Source organism: Roseateles sp. P5_D6 (genome assembly GCF_054049415.1).
The window spans coordinates 104,670-119,114 of record NZ_JBFUMK010000010.1 but is presented as its reverse complement, the minus strand read 5'-3'; the positions used below and the strand labels follow the sequence as shown (position 1 = coordinate 119,114).

Annotated in this window: 18 protein-coding genes; 10 read left to right on the top strand and 8 right to left on the bottom strand. The window is 68.2% G+C overall.

The window, feature by feature from the left end; genetic code table 11:
- Positions 1-37: 37 nt before the first annotated feature.
- Positions 38-1,528 (bottom strand): hypothetical protein, encoded by a 1,491-nt coding sequence (locus ACXJKM_RS15345; RefSeq protein WP_457353441.1) that lies wholly within the window; start codon positions 1,526-1,528, stop codon positions 38-40.
- Between the two features lie 6 nt (positions 1,529-1,534).
- Positions 1,535-2,779, bottom strand: coding sequence for an SPFH domain-containing protein (locus ACXJKM_RS15340; protein ID WP_457353440.1), 1,245 nt, complete (start codon positions 2,777-2,779; stop codon positions 1,535-1,537).
- 255 nt (positions 2,780-3,034) lie between these two features.
- Between ACXJKM_RS15340 and sodC the strand changes: the two genes are divergently transcribed.
- Positions 3,035-3,556: a superoxide dismutase [Cu-Zn] SodC gene (gene sodC / locus ACXJKM_RS15335; RefSeq protein ID WP_457353438.1), complete on the top strand. Its 522-nt coding sequence runs from the start codon at positions 3,035-3,037 to the stop codon at positions 3,554-3,556.
- On the opposite strand, the gene ACXJKM_RS15330 is transcribed toward sodC, so the two are convergent.
- Positions 3,553-3,933: a VOC family protein gene (locus tag ACXJKM_RS15330; RefSeq protein WP_457353436.1), complete on the bottom strand. Its 381-nt coding sequence runs from the start codon at positions 3,931-3,933 to the stop codon at positions 3,553-3,555. The genes sodC and ACXJKM_RS15330 overlap by 4 nt on opposite strands.
- Positions 3,934-4,035: 102 nt before the next feature.
- Positions 4,036-4,350: an NIPSNAP family protein gene (locus ACXJKM_RS15325; RefSeq protein ID WP_457353434.1), complete on the bottom strand. Its 315-nt coding sequence runs from the start codon at positions 4,348-4,350 to the stop codon at positions 4,036-4,038.
- 60 nt (positions 4,351-4,410) lie between these two features.
- Here ACXJKM_RS15325 and ACXJKM_RS15320 point away from each other — a divergent pair, with 60 nt between their 5' ends.
- From ACXJKM_RS15320 to ACXJKM_RS15300, 5 genes are all read left to right on the top strand, one after another.
- A complete protein-coding gene (locus ACXJKM_RS15320; protein WP_457353432.1) occupies positions 4,411-4,947 on the top strand; it encodes a hypothetical protein in 537 nt (178 codons plus the stop codon).
- A gap of 41 nt (positions 4,948-4,988) precedes the next feature.
- Positions 4,989-5,390, top strand: coding sequence for a DUF1801 domain-containing protein (locus ACXJKM_RS15315; protein WP_457353430.1), 402 nt, complete (start codon positions 4,989-4,991; stop codon positions 5,388-5,390).
- 55 nt (positions 5,391-5,445) lie between these two features.
- Positions 5,446-6,033: a hypothetical protein gene (locus tag ACXJKM_RS15310; protein WP_457353428.1), complete on the top strand. Its 588-nt coding sequence runs from the start codon at positions 5,446-5,448 to the stop codon at positions 6,031-6,033.
- A 58-nt stretch (positions 6,034-6,091) separates the two neighbouring features.
- Positions 6,092-6,796, top strand: a complete 705-nt coding sequence (locus tag ACXJKM_RS15305; protein ID WP_457353426.1) for a response regulator transcription factor — start codon at positions 6,092-6,094, stop codon at positions 6,794-6,796.
- 106 nt (positions 6,797-6,902) lie between these two features.
- On the top strand, positions 6,903-8,966 hold the full coding sequence (locus ACXJKM_RS15300; protein ID WP_457353424.1) for a sensor histidine kinase: 2,064 nt from the start codon (positions 6,903-6,905) through the stop codon (positions 8,964-8,966).
- On the opposite strand, the gene ACXJKM_RS15295 is transcribed toward ACXJKM_RS15300, so the two are convergent.
- A complete protein-coding gene (locus ACXJKM_RS15295) occupies positions 8,967-9,290 on the bottom strand; it encodes a hypothetical protein (RefSeq protein WP_457322171.1) in 324 nt (107 codons plus the stop codon).
- Positions 9,291-9,384: 94 nt separating this feature from the next.
- Here ACXJKM_RS15295 and ACXJKM_RS15290 point away from each other — a divergent pair, with 94 nt between their 5' ends.
- From ACXJKM_RS15290 to ACXJKM_RS15275, 4 genes are read left to right on the top strand one after another with little or no spacing between them, the layout of a single operon-like run.
- Positions 9,385-9,768, top strand: coding sequence for a cupin domain-containing protein (locus ACXJKM_RS15290; protein WP_056191139.1), 384 nt, complete (start codon positions 9,385-9,387; stop codon positions 9,766-9,768).
- A 12-nt stretch (positions 9,769-9,780) separates the two neighbouring features.
- On the top strand, positions 9,781-10,161 hold the full coding sequence (locus ACXJKM_RS15285; protein ID WP_457353422.1) for a RidA family protein: 381 nt from the start codon (positions 9,781-9,783) through the stop codon (positions 10,159-10,161).
- 8 nt (positions 10,162-10,169) lie between these two features.
- Positions 10,170-10,529: a YkgJ family cysteine cluster protein gene (locus ACXJKM_RS15280; RefSeq protein ID WP_457353420.1), complete on the top strand. Its 360-nt coding sequence runs from the start codon at positions 10,170-10,172 to the stop codon at positions 10,527-10,529.
- Positions 10,526-11,665 (top strand): MBL fold metallo-hydrolase, encoded by a 1,140-nt coding sequence (locus ACXJKM_RS15275; protein WP_056191133.1) that lies wholly within the window; start codon positions 10,526-10,528, stop codon positions 11,663-11,665. Before ACXJKM_RS15280 ends, ACXJKM_RS15275 begins: the two co-directional genes overlap by 4 nt.
- Here the strand turns inward: ACXJKM_RS15275 and ACXJKM_RS15270 are convergent.
- From ACXJKM_RS15270 to ACXJKM_RS15260, 3 genes are read right to left on the bottom strand one after another with little or no spacing between them, the layout of a single operon-like run.
- On the bottom strand, positions 11,662-12,024 hold the full coding sequence (locus ACXJKM_RS15270; RefSeq protein WP_056191131.1) for a hypothetical protein: 363 nt from the start codon (positions 12,022-12,024) through the stop codon (positions 11,662-11,664). The two genes, ACXJKM_RS15275 and ACXJKM_RS15270, sit on opposite strands and share 4 nt — an antisense overlap.
- A complete protein-coding gene (locus ACXJKM_RS15265) occupies positions 12,021-12,470 on the bottom strand; it encodes a VOC family protein (RefSeq protein ID WP_056191129.1) in 450 nt (149 codons plus the stop codon). Before ACXJKM_RS15265 ends, ACXJKM_RS15270 begins: the two co-directional genes overlap by 4 nt.
- A gap of 14 nt (positions 12,471-12,484) precedes the next feature.
- Positions 12,485-14,431, bottom strand: coding sequence for an alkyl/aryl-sulfatase (locus ACXJKM_RS15260; RefSeq protein WP_457353417.1), 1,947 nt, complete (start codon positions 14,429-14,431; stop codon positions 12,485-12,487).
- Between the last annotated feature and the right edge of the window lie 14 nt (positions 14,432-14,445).

Here is a 14,445-nt window from a genome sequence, read left to right as displayed (position 1 = left end):
GTCATGAGCCACAGCCGAAGCGCCAGCGAGGTTTCGCTCAACGCCGCATCGGCGAGCTGCCCCGCCAGGCGGGGTCGGCCCAGCGCTGGAAGGCGCCCATCAATGCCGGCTCGCTGGACTGGCGTTCGGTCGCCAGGTTGCTGAGCGACACGACCTCGAAGCTGCGGCGGTACTTGCCCTCGGCGCGGAACTCGCGGGCCAGCAGCATCTGCGCGCCACCCGGCACCCAGCCGGCGAACTCGGCCACGCCCAGGCCCGGCTGGGCCGGCGCCGGCGGCATCACCTCGATGCGCCAGCCGCCGCTCCTGCCCGGCTCCTTCAGGAACACCCACAGCTCGCGCCAGCCATCCAGCGGCTGGGCGGCCAGGGCCAGAGCACGGCCCTCGCGGTTCAGCGAGGCCGAGGCCAGCGCGATCTGGCCATAGCTGCAGCGGCGCGCAGCCAGCTTGCCGCCCTCCTTCAACTCCACGCAGCGCTCGCCGTCCGCACCTGGCTGCAGCGTGAGCTGCACGGCGCCGAAGTCACGTGCCGTGGCGGCCGTGCCCAGCCAGCGCGCCGCGTTCACGCGCATGGCGGCGTCGGCATAGGCGGCCTGGTCGTCCTCGGTCAGCTCGGTCGGCGTGATGCCGGCAAACTCGGCCAGGGCCGGCACGGCCTCGCCCCCCGCACCGCGGCGCGCCTGGGCAAAGGCCAGGCTGGCGGCAACGCTGGCGCGGCGCATCAACAGACGGTTCTTCCAGTAGGCGGGCAGGCTGGCCGCATCGACCTGGGCCAGCACCTGCTGGCGCCACTGATCCCGCGCCTCGGCCTCGCGCGGGGTGGCGCGCGGGTTCAGGCAGTCGGGCCGCGTGATCGCCAGCACGGCCCGCACGCGCTGCTCGGGTGTGGCGGCCGTGACCAGCATGCGGCGGAACACCTCGCCGTCGTAGCAGACCTGTACACGCCCTTCCTCCACGTCGAAGGACTCGAACTTGAGGCCATAGCGCGCCGCGACGTCCATCTGCGCGGCCAGCTGGCCCTCGGTCGGCTTGGCGGCCGGCTGTGAGGCACGGTCGGCAATGCGCTCGGCGAACATGCCCATGGCCTCCAGCGCCTCGGCGCCGCCGGGGCCGGCGAACTCGGCCGGCGTGGCCAGCTGCACATAGGCCGCGGCCAGGCCCAGCCCCAGGCCCTCGGTGCCCCATTGCTGGCGAGCCAGGCGCAGTTGCGACAGCAGCTCGGCGCTGGCGCCCTCGCCACGCGGCACCACAAGGATCTGGCCCTTGCGCAGCCAGCCCCCGCGCTCGCGGCGGTAGTCCCAGACCTGCCAGTGGTCGCCGCGCTCGGCGCGGATCTCCAGCGCCTCGCCGCGCGCCATCTGGGCCTGCAGCGAGGCGGTGTCGCGCGGCGCACCGCGTAGCGGCGCGTCCTGCACCACCAGGCCGGCGCGCGGGAACGCGGGCAGCTCGGCGGAAGGCGCGGCTTCAGCTTTGGTCATGACGACGGCGGCGACGGCGGAGGCGACGACGATCAGCGCAATGCGACGCATGATGGCTTACTCCCTCTCCGTGGTGGCTTCAGTGGCCCGCGGCTGAGCCGAGGTGCCGCCCAGCAGCGCGCTGCCGATGAAGCCGCCCGAACCAGGCGGGGCAATGATGACCTGCACCTTGTCCGACAGCTTGTCGACCATGGCCTTCTGCACCAGCAGCGGGTGCTTGGTCAGCAGCGCGCCCTCGGCCGCCATCTGGCTGGCATTGGCCTTGCCCACTTGGCCCAGGCGGTAGGCCTCGGCATCGGCCAGCTTCTGGCGCGCAGAGGCCTCGGCGTCGACCTCGATGCGGCGCGCCTTGGCCTGGCCTTCGGCCTGCTGGATGCGCGCGGCGCTGTCGGCTTGCGCCTCGAGAGCGCGCTGCTCGATCTGCTTTTGCTTGAAGGGCAGCACATGCTTCATGGCCTCTTCCTGGGCCTTGGCAGCAATGATCTGCTCGCGCCCGGCAGCCTCGGCGGCGGTCTCGCGGCGCACCTTGTCGGCGGCGGCGGTCAGCTCGGTCTCCTTGACCTTCTTGTCGGCGATCTCCAGCGTGTAGCGCATGCGCTCGCTGGCCAGGCTGTCGGCCAGCAGGCTGTCCATGCCGCGGCGATAGTCGGGCGGCAGGTCCACCGAGCCGATCTGCACGCCCTTGAGCACGATGCCGTCGTTGGCCAGTTTGGCGCGCAGCTCGGCTTCCAGGGCCGCGGCGATCTCGGCGCGCTGGCTGGAGAAGATCTCGCGCACGGTGCGCTTGGCGATCTGCTTGTAGACGACGGCCTGCACGGCCGGCGCGATGACGTCGGCCTCGATGTTGTCGGGCAGTTTGCGCGACAGCTCGGCCAGGCGTTTCTCATCCACGGCCCAGCGCACATTCATGTCCAGGCCCAGGGACAGGCCCTCCACCGACTGCAGCGGCGCCGAGCCCTGGGCCTTGGCGATGGCTTCAGGGTGGTAGCTCTGATCGCGCAGCGGGAACAGGCGCACCTCGTGCAGGCCGGGAATGCGGATGAAGCTGCCTTCGCGGAACTCACTGGTGCCGCCGCTGAACTGGTTGGTGCGCAGCGCGGCCTGGCCGTGGGGCACGGCCTGCAGGGGCGGGTGGGTGACGACGGCATAGCCGACGCCGGTCACGGCCGTCAGGATCAGCAGCGGAGGCAGGGCGCGGCGCAGCGAACGGGCGGCCCTGGGCGCAGCTTCAAGGCCGCGGCTGGCTCCGCGGCTGAAGGCGTGGCGGATGGAAGCGGCGAGGGTCTTGAGGCGTTGCAGCATGGTGATGGGCTCCTTGGGCGATGTGCACCGGTGTTCGATGCATGGCGGCCATGGTTCCCAGTCATGCGGGAAGGGACGAGAGCGACGCGCGGTGGGTGTCTTCCGACGTCATGGAAGGAATCTTCCGGACATGTCAGCATCCACCTTCGTGGGCCATCCCCTCAACGCAGACGACATGTACCGTCAAGCCGGTACATGTCACATTCGAACGCCGTGAGCCATTGCCTACGCTTGGCAACCTACCAAGGAGACCTCATGAAAAGCCTGTTCATCGCCGGTGCCTGCCTGCTTGCCAGCTCGCTGGCCGTGGCCGCCGAAGCCACCGTGACCCTCAACCTGGCCGAAAAGCAGGGCGATGGCGCTGCGCTCGGCACCGTCCGCATTGTCGAGACACCTTATGGCCTGGCCTTCTATCCCCAGCTGAAGGGCCTGCCGCCCGGCCTGCATGGCTTCCATGTCCACGAGAAGCCCTCCTGCGCGCCCGCCGAGAGCAACGGCGCCGTCGTGCCGGCCGGTGCCGCCGGCGGCCACCTCGACCCGCAGGGCACGAAGAAGCATGGCGAGCCCTGGGGCGATGGCCACCTGGGCGACCTGCCGCCGCTGTATGTGGGTGCCGACGGCACCGCCACGTCGCCCGTGCTGGGCCCGCGGCTCAAGCTGGCCGATGTCAAAGGCCATGCATTGATGGTTCACGCCGGCGGCGACAACCACGCTGACCATCCGATGCCGCTGGGCGGCGGTGGTGCACGCATGGGCTGTGGCGTGATTGGCGGCTAAGCCAGATCCTCGTGGATGCAGAGGTAATTGCCCTCGGTGTCCTTGAACCAGGCCGCCTTCTCTGACCCCAGCACGCAGACGTGGTCGACGGTCTTGAAGTCCGGGAAGTCGTAGTCCTCGAAGACGACGCCCGCCCGCTTGAGCTCGGCGATGCTGGCAGCGATATCGTCCACCTTGAAGCTGATGGCCGTGTGGTCGGCTTTGGTGCCGCCCGGCTTGGGGAAGAGAGCCAGCGTGCTGCCGGCCACGCTGTAGACGAATTTGCCATCCGGCTTCAGGCCGCCGGGCACCAGCCCCAGGCAGCCTTCATAGAAAGCCCGCGCCCGGGCCATGTCGGCCACGGGCAGCATCGTCGTGACGGGAGCGCTGTTCAGCATATGCAGTCCTTTCGCTCGTGCCGGTCACGCGGGAGGCTGGCCGGGCGTCGAGCATAGGACGGGCGCCAAGCCGGCGCCACCTCCGATCAGTGGATGGGATTCCTAGGCATCGCCCGCCAGCACGGGCCTGAAGAAGCTGCGCTCGTAGCTCAGGAAGCACTGCGTTTCCTTCGCATACGCAAAGGCAGCCTGGCATTCCGGGTCTTGAAGCGAGCGGTTGCGGTAGTCCTCGTAGGCCGCCAGAGACGGAAAAGAGAACAAGGCCAGCGCGATGTTGTTGGCGCCCTCCGACGGCAGGAAGTAGCCRTGGTGCGTGCCGCCGAAYTTCKCGACCAGSGGMAKCCASAGCTTGCCGTAGTGCTCGAAYTCCTTGGTCTTGTTGGGATCGATGACGTAGCGCAGATAGCAGGTGATCATGGGGCTGGATGGTGGTTCGATGAGCCACCGATTCTGCGGTGCGCTCAAAAGGGTCGACAAATGCTTCGCCAGTCCGAAACTGCTCTTTCCACCGAGCAAGAGTCCCACCTGCGCCTGTATCGAAGGCTGTGGCTCACTCGAATCGATCTAGAGGAAACGCGGGAAACCGTCGACGAATTGATTCGCCGAAAAATCCCTTTGCCTCGCAGCAAGAAGCCGAGCCCGCTGCTGCAAGCACTAACAACTGCTCTCGTTGTCGCCTATGCACGGCCCTTCATCACTTCACGAGGTCAATCAGTCGCTGAGAAGGCAGTCCCCGGGTCTTGCCTTCGGGTTCTAACCGCGGTTGAAAGAAGGTCTCACGACGCACTCCTCAACATTCGCAACCATGAGGTTGCACATTCAGATGCGGACATCCTCGATATGTCGATCGAGGTTTTTCCCGACGGCGACGGAGGCATATGCCGCGCCACGCGAACCCCTTTTAGACAAGCTGAACTGCGTCACATGAGACGCATCGTCGAAAAGCTTGAAGCCGAAGTTGAAAAGCGTTGCGAAGAGCTGCGGCATTACCTTCCCCACAACGTCTGGATGTAATGCGATCCTGCAGCAGGGCTCGCTTTGCCGAGAATCCCACCATGCCCAAGCTGACCGCCGCCGACACCACCGCCGCCGTGGACCGGTTCATGGCGGCCCTGGACCACCCCTTCAAGACCGAGATGGAGGCACTGCGCCAGGCCATGCTCGCCGTGGACCCGTCCATCGCCGAAGGCATCAAGTGGAATGCGCCGAGCTGGCGCACGACCGAGTACTTCGCCACCACGCATCTGCGCAGCAAGGCCGGGCTGGGCTTGATCCTGCATCGGGGCGCCAAGGCGCGCGTGTCGCCCGCAGGCGGCCTGCTGATCGCGGACCCCGCCGGCCTGCTGAGGTGGCTGGGCAAGGACCGCGCGCAAGTCGAGTTCGGGTCAGCCACAGATTTCCAGACCAAGCTTCCTGCGCTGCAAGCCCTCGTCAAGCAATGGATTGCCCACGTCTGAAGCTATCGTTGCGACGCCAAGCCTCACCGCCAAGCCACCACGGAACCACATGCCTATGAAGTACTTGCTTGCGCTGCTGTTGTGCGTTGCCGTCTGCGCTGCGGCTGCGGACTCTTGGCAAGCGCCCGAGGTGTCTGGCCATGCAAGCCCCAAAGGCGAGCGGGTTATCCGTGTCATCCCCGGAACCGACATGGGCGCAGTTTTTGGCTTCGCCGGCGCTCAGCGAGGACATGCAGCCAAGGCGCGTGTGTACCGACTCGATGCATCGGGCAACTACAAAGAGCGCCAGGAGGTCCAGCTGGTGAATCCGATCTCGCCTGTCTTTGCGGCGATCGCGGACTCGGGCGAGCTGATCACTCTGGACAACTGGCACAACATGGGCATCGGACCCTCCGTCATCGTTGTCTATTCACCCGACGGCAAGGTCGTGCGCAGTCTCGGCTTGGAGGATCTCTATTCACCTGCCGAGTTGCAGAAGTTCCGTCTGAGCTCTTCTTCGGTCTGGTGGCGATGTGGATCGGAGCCTCGGCTGGACGCTCGTGGGCCGACCCTGGAACTCATGGATGCGCTGGGCGCCACGCTGGAGGTCCACTTGAAGACGGGCGAAGTCAAGCGCAGCGCGACCTCGCAGGCAGGCTGCTAACGAGCGCGGAGGATTCCTTCCGCGCTGCTCTCCGGCAGGCCTTCACATAATCCCCGCCATGCCCCGCATCGCCGTCATCGAAGACGACCCCACCACCAGCGAACAGCTGGCCGGCTGGATTCGCACCGCCCGCCCAGAGCTGACCGTCGACCAATGGTTCGACCGCGACGCCGCCGAAGCGGCCCTGCTGCGCGAGCGCTATGACCTCGTCGTGCTGGATATCGAGCTGGGCCGCGAGCGCAATGCCGGCGTGGCGCTGATCAACGAGATCAACAAGCAGGGCCTGGGCACGCCGGTGCTGGTCGTGTCTGCCATGCCGGCGGCCATCTACCGCAGCATCATGAAGGCGCTGGACGCCTGGGACTATCTGCAGAAGACGACCTTCGACGAGGCCGAGTTCATCGAGACCTTCCTCGACATCCTGCGCACGGCTCGGCTGAAGGAACCTGTCAAGGCCATCGCCAAGGCCGAGGACAGCAGCCTGCAGCTCGACCCGCTGAAGCAGCGCACCCCCATGTGGCGCGGCCAGCGCATCAACCTGCCGCTGACGGCCCAACGCATCCTCGCGACCCTGCACGCTCGCGCCGGCGAGGTGGTCAGCTACGAGGAACTGTTCGACGTCGTCAAGAGCGGCCGCAACCGCGACAACGTGCGCAAGCATGTGGCGACCATCCGCGATGCGTTCAGGGACGTGGACCCGACGTTTGACGGGATTGAAAACATCCCCATGCGCGGTTTCCGCTGGACGCCGAGGAATTCTTGAACACAGCCACTGAGGCACTGAGACACAGAGGAATGGCGAATTTCTCCGTGCGCATCTCTGTGCCTCTGTGTCTCTGTGGCTTTGTTTCCAAAGCTCATCGCGCGCCATGAAGCTCGGCCGGGTTGATTTCCCGCTGCCCGACATGCCGCGCCTCGGCGTCGCGGCCTTCCGCAACCGCATCGTCTTCCACCTCGTCTTCATCGCCCTGGCCCTGGCCACGCTGGCCCTGGCCCTGGCCCTGTTGAACGAGGAGCGGCAGCGCAATGCGCAGCGCTACGAGCAGACCTTTGCCAAGTCCCTGGCCGAGATCGTGGCGCAGCTGCGCCACCCGTCGGGCCAGCTGGCGCTGATGAACCCCGAGCCGGCCCAGGTCGAGGCCGGCTGGGTCGCGCCGCTGCTGCTGCCTTTTGCGGCCATCGACTTTGACGACGCCACCAAGGCCCAGCGAGCCGTCGAGATGGCCGGCTGCGCACTGCAATACCCGGGCGGCGCCAGCCTGTGCACGGCAGTGGGCAGCAATGCCTATGCGGGCGGCTTCATCTATCTCGTGGCGGCACTGGATGCGCCGCCGCTGGTCTCGCGTGAGCGCGGCACGCTGGACCTGGCCGACGTGCACCGCGTGCGCATTAGCCTGAAGCGCGACGGCGCCGAGCAGTACTGGCTGGCTCCCGTCGAGATGCTGGACGCCCAGCGCGGCCAGCTGCCCGGCTTCACGGTCAACGAGGCCGGCAACACTGCGACGCTGCCGCACAAGGCCCGGCCGCAACGCRACTTCCGTGGCTGGGTCTGGCGCGAGGGCCCCTGCCTGAGCACGGCCGAGCCCTGCCCGCGCCGCACGACGGTCTCGATCCGCCTGCCGGTCGAGGCCTTTCGCGAGGCGCTGTTCCGCCCCGGCGGCCCGCAATGGCCGCCGGCGGACCTGTCCCGTACCGGCCTGCGCCTGGCCCTGCTCGGCCCCGGTGGCACCGTGCTGTTCGACAGCAGCAGTGCCGCGGCTCAAGCGCCGCTATCGCTGGCGCGGCTGTCCGGCACGCTGGCGCCCGGCGAGACGCTGAGGATCACCCACGGCAGCAACGTCATCGCCCTGCTGCAGGGCGCCGACGAAACCGGCACGCCGCCCTCGCCCTGGCTGACGGCCCTGATCCAGCACCTGCCCGCGCCGGCCACGCCGCGCACGCTGCAGGCCCGGGACAGCGTGACGACGCCGGCGGGCCGCTTCGACATCACGCTGAGCGGTGACCTGCAAGGACTGGACCGGTCTTTGAGCGCCAGCGCTGCCCGCCTGGCCTGGCCCGTGGGCGCGATGCTGGGATCAATAGCGCTGGCCTGGCTCATCATCGAGATGGGCCTGATCCGCCGCGTCGCGATGCTGACGAAACGCGCCGCCGCGCTGTCGCACCAGCTGCAGTCGCCCGAGCGCTTCGAGCTCGGCACCCTGGACGTGGCCGACCTGCGCGGCCGCGACGAGCTGGGCATCCTGGCCGGCAGCTTGTCGGACCTGCTGCAGCACGCCCGCGACAGCCTGCGCCGCGAGCAGCTGCGCGCCGAGCGCGAGCACGACCAGTGGCATGCCGTGGGCCACGAGATCATGTCGCCGCTGCAGTCGCTGATGCTGCTGCACGGATCGGAAGCCGATCCGAGCCGGCGCTATGTGCAGCGCATGCAGCAGGCCGTCAAGGTGCTCTACGGCCAGGCCTCACCGAGCGAGGCCCTCGCCGCCGCGACGCTGGCCGTGGGCCGGCTGGACCTGGACGCCTTCCTGCGCCAGGTGGCCGGGAACGCGGCCTATGCGGGCATCGCCAACGTCACCTACGCGCCGAACGAACCGGTCTGGGTACAGGCCGACGAGTACCCGCTGGAAGACGCCATCACCCATGTGCTGACCAATGCCGACCGCTACCGCGTGCCCGGCACGCCCATCACGCTGGCGCTGCGCATCGAAGGCGAGCTGTCCATCATCGACATCCACAACCAGGGCCCGCAGATCGCCGAGGATCAGCTCACGCGCATCTTCGACTACGGCGTCAGTGATGCCGAGCCGGAGAACGGCCAGCGTCGCGGCCAGGGGCTGTTCGTTGCCAAGACCTATCTGGCCAAGATGGGCGGCAGCATCGCGGCGCGCAATGTCGCCGACGGCGTCGTGTTCGAGATCGCGCTGCGGCGCAGCTGATCAGCGCTTGCGGACGCGGCCCAGCAGCTCGCGCACTGCGAGCTCGGAACTCAGCGACATCTCCAGCGGCGCCCGCACCAGCCCGGCATGGCCGTACTGCAGGTTCTCGTAGACCTCGGCCGCAGCGGGGAAGTGGTCGAGCAGGCCCGCCAGCGTCGGATGGCCCTGGTGCTCGTGCAACTCGGCACCAAGCTTCTGGACGAGGAGTTGGTATTGATGAGGGTCCGCCGCATGACCCTGGCCTTCGAGCGCCTGCAGCAACTGGGCCAGGCGCACGAGGGACAGCAGTTCGGCGGGGACAGCGAGCTTGATGACGGAAGGCATGCGTCCCACATGCCGCCACCCCCACACATTTCAAGCCGCCCGGTTGCGGCATGTTGCACACCGGCCCGCACAATCAGCGCCAGGAGGCCTCCCGATGAAGTTCCTGCCCGATGAAACCTATGCCCTGCTCGACGCCAACGGCGGCATCCGCCAGGAGGTGGGCGGCCGCGAGTTCTGGAACCAGCCGCAAGAGGCCCTGGACGCACTGGGCAAGGACTGGCTGGTGTCGGAGTTCCTCTGCGACGCCGACTGGGGCAGCTGGGAGATGCATCCCCACGGCGAGGAGTTCGTCTACCTGCTGGACGGCGACATCGAATTCCTGATGGAGACGGCCGAAGGCGTTGCCACCGCCCAGCGCATCACCGACCGCGGCGCCGTCGTCGTGCCGCGCGGCGTCTGGCATACGGCCAAGGTGCTCCGGCCCAGCCGCATGTTTTTCATCACGATGGGCGCCGGCACCCAGCACCAACCCGCGTGAAGAGGACCTCCCATGCCCCGCGACATCGTCTACACCCCCAAGGCCGCCAAGCCGCCCCCGATGTACAGCCAGGCCGTCAAGGCGGCGGGGCTGGTCTTCGTGTCCGGCACGGCGCCGACAGATCCCGAGACCGGCCAGTTCGTCGGCACGACGGTGCAGGAACAGACCCGCCAGTGCCTGACCAACATCGCCGCCATCCTCGACGCTGCAGGCAGCGCCATGGACAAGATCGTCAGCATCACCATCGTGCTGGCCGACGAGGATGACTTCGCCGGCATGAATGAGGAATACCTGCGCTGGTTCCCGGTCAACCCGCCGGCCCGCCAGGGCGCCAAGCTGCCGGCGCGCGTCCCGGGGCCGAAGGTGTCCATCGCGGCAATTGCCGAGGCCTGAGACCTCGCATGGACGACGAACTCGACTGCCAGCGCTGCGGCGCCTGCTGCGCGGTGTTCCGCGTGTCCTTCTACTGGGCCGAAGCCGATGACGTGCCGGGCGGCACCGTACCCGTGGCGCTGACGCGGCCGGTCGGCTCGCTGCACCGCTGCATGGCTGGCACCGAGACGCGGCCGGTGCGCTGCATCGCATTGCGCGGCGAGGTGGGCCAGGAAGTAGGCTGCAGCATCTACGCCCAGCGCTCCAGCACCTGCCGCGGCGTGCAGCCCGGCGACAGCCAATGCCTGAAGGCCCGTGCGGCCCACGGCCTTGAAAGCCCGCGCCACGCCGCCATCTCGGCAGGTCTGCCCCAACACCTGCTGCCATGAAGTCACTCGGCAAACGCGCCACCGGCCTCCGTCTTGAACGCATGCGGGCGTCGCCGCGCTACCTGGCCACGGAGGCAGGCGAGGGCTTTCGCAACGTCCATCCCATCCAGCCGGGGCTGCGTGACCGCAGCGAGCGGCCATCGCTGGGCGATTTCATCTGCTCCGAAGGCCGCCGCACACCGGCCGGCACCCTGCCCTCCGTCAACCCGCTGGACGCCTGGCTCAAGCCCACCGACACCGGCCTGCGCGCCACCTGGCTCGGCCACTCCACGGTGATGATCGAGATCGACGGCCTGCGTGTGCTGACCGACCCCGTCTGGGGCAAGCGCGCCTCACCTTCGCAGCTGGCCGGGCCGAAACGCTTCCAGCCGGTGCCGCTGGCCTTGAAGGCCTTGCCCAAGCTGGACGCCGTCGTCATCTCCCACGACCACTACGACCACCTGGACATGGGCACGGTCAAGGAGCTGGTGAAGCTGCAGGAGGTGCCCTTCATCACCTCGCTGGGCGTCGGCGCCCACCTGGAGGCCTGGGGCATCCCGGCGGAGCGCATCGTCGAGCTGGACTGGTGGGAGCACTGGCAGGCGCCGAACTCCGAACTGCGCATCCATGCGGCGCCGTCGCAGCATTTCTCGGGCCGCTCGCTGACCGACCGCAACGCCACGCTGTGGTCGTCCATCGTCATCGAGACGCCGAAACACCGCGTCTTCTTCAGCGGCGACACGGGCCTCACCAGCGAGTACGCGGCCATCCGCGAACGCTTCGGGCCCTTCGATCTGGTCATGCTCGAAGTGGGCGCCTTCCACCCGTCCTGGGGCGACATCCACCTCGGGCCTGAGAACGCGCTCAAGGCCTACCAGCTGCTCGGCGGCGGCGCCTTCCTGCCGGTGCACTGGGGCACCTTTTCATTAGCCCTGCATGACTGGGATGCACCGGCCGAGACATTGCTGGAACTTGGCCCGAAGCAGGGCGCCCAGCTGCTGATGCCTCGTCTGGGTGAGGCCGTGGAGCCGGCCAAGGGCGAGCCCGCGACGCCGTGGTGGCGCGAGGCCGATGCGCCGGCGCGCAAGAGCACCAGGCCGGCGGAGCCCCAAGACCCCGCCAAGATGCCCAAGGCCATGCCCTGGCCCTTGGATTAATTCGAGGAGCTGGCGGCTGAGCCGCTGCCTTCGACCTTGTTCGCCGTCTTGCGCACGGCATTGCTGGTGGCGTCGGCACCGCGCTTGACGCCGCTGGCCGCCGCATCCACACCGTGTGCGACACCGCGGGCGGCCGCACTGGCGCCCTTTTCCACGCCGCGCACCGTCGCCTTGGCGCCGCGCTCGATGCCGCTCGCCGCCGCGTGCACGCCACGGGCAACCCCGCTGGCCGCAGCCTGGGCGCCGCGCGTCACGGCGCCTTCGATCTTTTCGAGCGTTGACGGAGGTTCATCGGCCGCCATCGCGGGCGCACCGATCAACAGGCCGGCAAGTACCAGGGCAGGGGACATGCGCTTCACGAGTCTTCCAATCCGTGGGGAGGAGTGGCTGATTCTGCATGCAGCTCGCCGCCCCAGCTCGCCGGGTCCACATCGGCCACGCTCTGCGTGAAAACCCAGTGGTGGCCGGCGAAGTCGCGCACGCCGTATTGCCGCTCGCCGAAGGGGTAGGTTGTCGGCGCGCCGGCCGCCGCGGCGCCAGCCGCTGCCGCACGGGCGTGGTGGGCATCGACATCGGCCACTCGCACCATGACCGAGTGCGACGAACAGCTGTCAGGCGCCACCTCTCCCTGCTTGACCACCAAGGCGCCACCGCCCGGCACGCTCATCTGCACACGATGGTCGGCAATGCGCAGCCGCACCGCGAAGCCGAAGGCGCGACAGAGCCAATCGGCCGCGGCGTTGACGTCCGGATAGGCCAGTTCGGGCAGGACGGTCGCAGCGGGAATGGAGCGATTGGCTTGCATGCCCGCAGTTTGCGTCAGCGCGACACGATGGGAAAGGTGCCCGTCGCCTTGTCCATCAGGCTCAGGAAGCGGCCCAGGTCAATCTTGCTGCCACTCACCTTGACGTCGTCCGACAGCAGCAGGTCCTTGGCGCCCGCCGTGCCGGCCATCATGCGGACGAAAAAGGCCTGGGTCAGCGTCAACGTGGCGTTGGCATCCGCGGCCGGCTCGGCGCGGCGGTGGTGCAGCACGGCGTTCTCGATCCACAGCACATAGCTCTCCTTGGTGTCGGTCAGCACCAGGTTGATCTTGAAGTCCTTGCCCTCGGCGGCCGGGCCGTTGAGGCCGGCGGCCATGGCCTCAAGGAAGCGCTCGATGGGCGTCTGGGCCAGCATGTCGAGGAAGGCCGCGCGGTTGACGCCCTGCTTGGGCGCGCCACCGCGCAACTCGGCCGCGGCCGTCAGGTAGCTGTTGCGCCAGGTGGAGGCCTCGGCCACATAGCCGAGCTGGTCGTAGGCACGCGCCAGCAGCTCGCGCGCCGTCTTGTTGCCGGCATCGGCGAACACGACATGGTTCAGCAGCTCGGCAGCCCAGCGGTAGTCGCCCTGGTCGAAGGCCGTCTGCGCGGCGGCCACGGCCTTGTCGGCGCCGCCGGCCAGGGCCACATAGCGCTTGGCGACGTCCACCGGCGGCAGTGGGTCCAGGTGGGCGGGGTTGCCGTCGTAGGCGCCGAGGTAGAACTGGTAGACGGCCTTGACGTTGTGGCGCAGGTCGCCGTAGTAGCCGCGTGCGCCGAAGTGGCCCTGCAGCGACTTGGGCAAGCGGATCTGGTCGGCGATCTCGGCCGGCGTCAGGCCCGCGTTGATGAGGCGCACGGTCTGGTCGTGGGTGTATTTGTAGACATCGCGGTGCTTGGTGATGAAGTCGGCGATGCGGTCGTGCCCCCAGACGGGCCAGTTGTGCTGGCCGACATAGACCTCGGCATCGCCGAGCTGGTCCAGCGCGCCCTGCATGTAGGCGGCCCAGCGCAGCGCGTCGCGCACCTTGGCGCCGCGCACGGGCAGCAGGTTGTGCATGGTCTGCGCGAGGTTCTCGGCACCGCCGTAGACCTTGAGCGACGGCACCGAGAAGGTCATCTCCGCCGGCGCCTCGGCGCCGGGCACGTTGTGGAAGACGACGCGCACACCGTCCAGCACGCGCTCTTCGGTGGGTTGCGTGATGAGGTCGGTCGGCGCCAACACGCCGAAGCTGCCGTAGCCCACGGCCTTGCCCAGGCCGGTGTCGACCAGGCCCTTGGGCGAGCGTTCCAGGTTCTTGCCGAACTGGTAGGCGGAGCGTCGGCCCATGGCGGTGCCGACCATGACGTTCTCGCTGGTGGCCTCTTCCATGAAGCCAGCCGAAGCGATGACCGGCACGGTGCGCGCCTGCTCGGCCGTCAGCACGCCCAGAGCGCCGCCGAAATGGTCGATGTGGCTGTGCGAGAACAGCAGCGCGGTGACCGGTTTGTCACCCAGGTGTTTGCGGGCGAAGGCCATGGCCGCGCTCGCGGTCTCGCGGCAGGTCAGCGCGTCGACGACGATCCAGCCGGTCTTGCCCTCGATCAGCGTGATGTTGCCCATGTCGAAGCCGCGCAGCTGGTAGACGCCATCGACGACCTTGAAGAGGCCGATCTGCGCGTTGAGCTTGGCGTGGCGCCAGAGACTCGGATTGACGGTGGGCGGCGCCGCGCCATCGACGAACTTGAAGGCGTCGAAGTCGATCAGCACGCTGCCGTCGACCGCGAGGATCTTGCCCTCCGGGCGGGCGATGAGGCCGCGCTTGGCATCCTCGAAGCCCTGGGCCTCGTCCAGCGGCAGGGTCTGTGCGAACTGCGCGTTCGCCTGCACCGTGGTCGCGCTCGCGTCGCCGGAGGGCGCTGCGGTCTCACGGCTGCAACCAGCCAGCATGAGAGCCGCCATCAGGACGGTCGTCGTTGTCTTCATTGTTTGTCTCCTCC

What these genes read in the sequence shown, in the direction of transcription:
- ACXJKM_RS15345 (WP_457353441.1), bottom strand. Translation starts at nt 1,528, where the DNA reads ATGCGTCGCATTGCGCTGATCGTCGTCGCCTCCGCCGTCGCCGCCGTC.
- ACXJKM_RS15340 (WP_457353440.1), bottom strand. Translation starts at nt 2,779, where the DNA reads ATGCTGCAACGCCTCAAGACCCTCGCCGCTTCCATCCGCCACGCCTTC.
- sodC (WP_457353438.1), top strand. Translation starts at nt 3,035, where the DNA reads ATGAAAAGCCTGTTCATCGCCGGTGCCTGCCTGCTTGCCAGCTCGCTG.
- ACXJKM_RS15330 (WP_457353436.1), bottom strand. Translation starts at nt 3,933, where the DNA reads ATGCTGAACAGCGCTCCCGTCACGACGATGCTGCCCGTGGCCGACATG.
- ACXJKM_RS15320 (WP_457353432.1), top strand. Translation starts at nt 4,411, where the DNA reads ATGCTTCGCCAGTCCGAAACTGCTCTTTCCACCGAGCAAGAGTCCCAC.
- ACXJKM_RS15315 (WP_457353430.1), top strand. Translation starts at nt 4,989, where the DNA reads ATGCCCAAGCTGACCGCCGCCGACACCACCGCCGCCGTGGACCGGTTC.
- ACXJKM_RS15310 (WP_457353428.1), top strand. Translation starts at nt 5,446, where the DNA reads ATGAAGTACTTGCTTGCGCTGCTGTTGTGCGTTGCCGTCTGCGCTGCG.
- ACXJKM_RS15305 (WP_457353426.1), top strand. Translation starts at nt 6,092, where the DNA reads ATGCCCCGCATCGCCGTCATCGAAGACGACCCCACCACCAGCGAACAG.
- ACXJKM_RS15295 (WP_457322171.1), bottom strand. Translation starts at nt 9,290, where the DNA reads ATGCCTTCCGTCATCAAGCTCGCTGTCCCCGCCGAACTGCTGTCCCTC.
- ACXJKM_RS15290 (WP_056191139.1), top strand. Translation starts at nt 9,385, where the DNA reads ATGAAGTTCCTGCCCGATGAAACCTATGCCCTGCTCGACGCCAACGGC.
- ACXJKM_RS15285 (WP_457353422.1), top strand. Translation starts at nt 9,781, where the DNA reads ATGCCCCGCGACATCGTCTACACCCCCAAGGCCGCCAAGCCGCCCCCG.
- ACXJKM_RS15280 (WP_457353420.1), top strand. Translation starts at nt 10,170, where the DNA reads ATGGACGACGAACTCGACTGCCAGCGCTGCGGCGCCTGCTGCGCGGTG.
- ACXJKM_RS15275 (WP_056191133.1), top strand. Translation starts at nt 10,526, where the DNA reads ATGAAGTCACTCGGCAAACGCGCCACCGGCCTCCGTCTTGAACGCATG.
- ACXJKM_RS15265 (WP_056191129.1), bottom strand. Translation starts at nt 12,470, where the DNA reads ATGCAAGCCAATCGCTCCATTCCCGCTGCGACCGTCCTGCCCGAACTG.
- ACXJKM_RS15260 (WP_457353417.1), bottom strand. Translation starts at nt 14,431, where the DNA reads ATGAAGACAACGACGACCGTCCTGATGGCGGCTCTCATGCTGGCTGGT.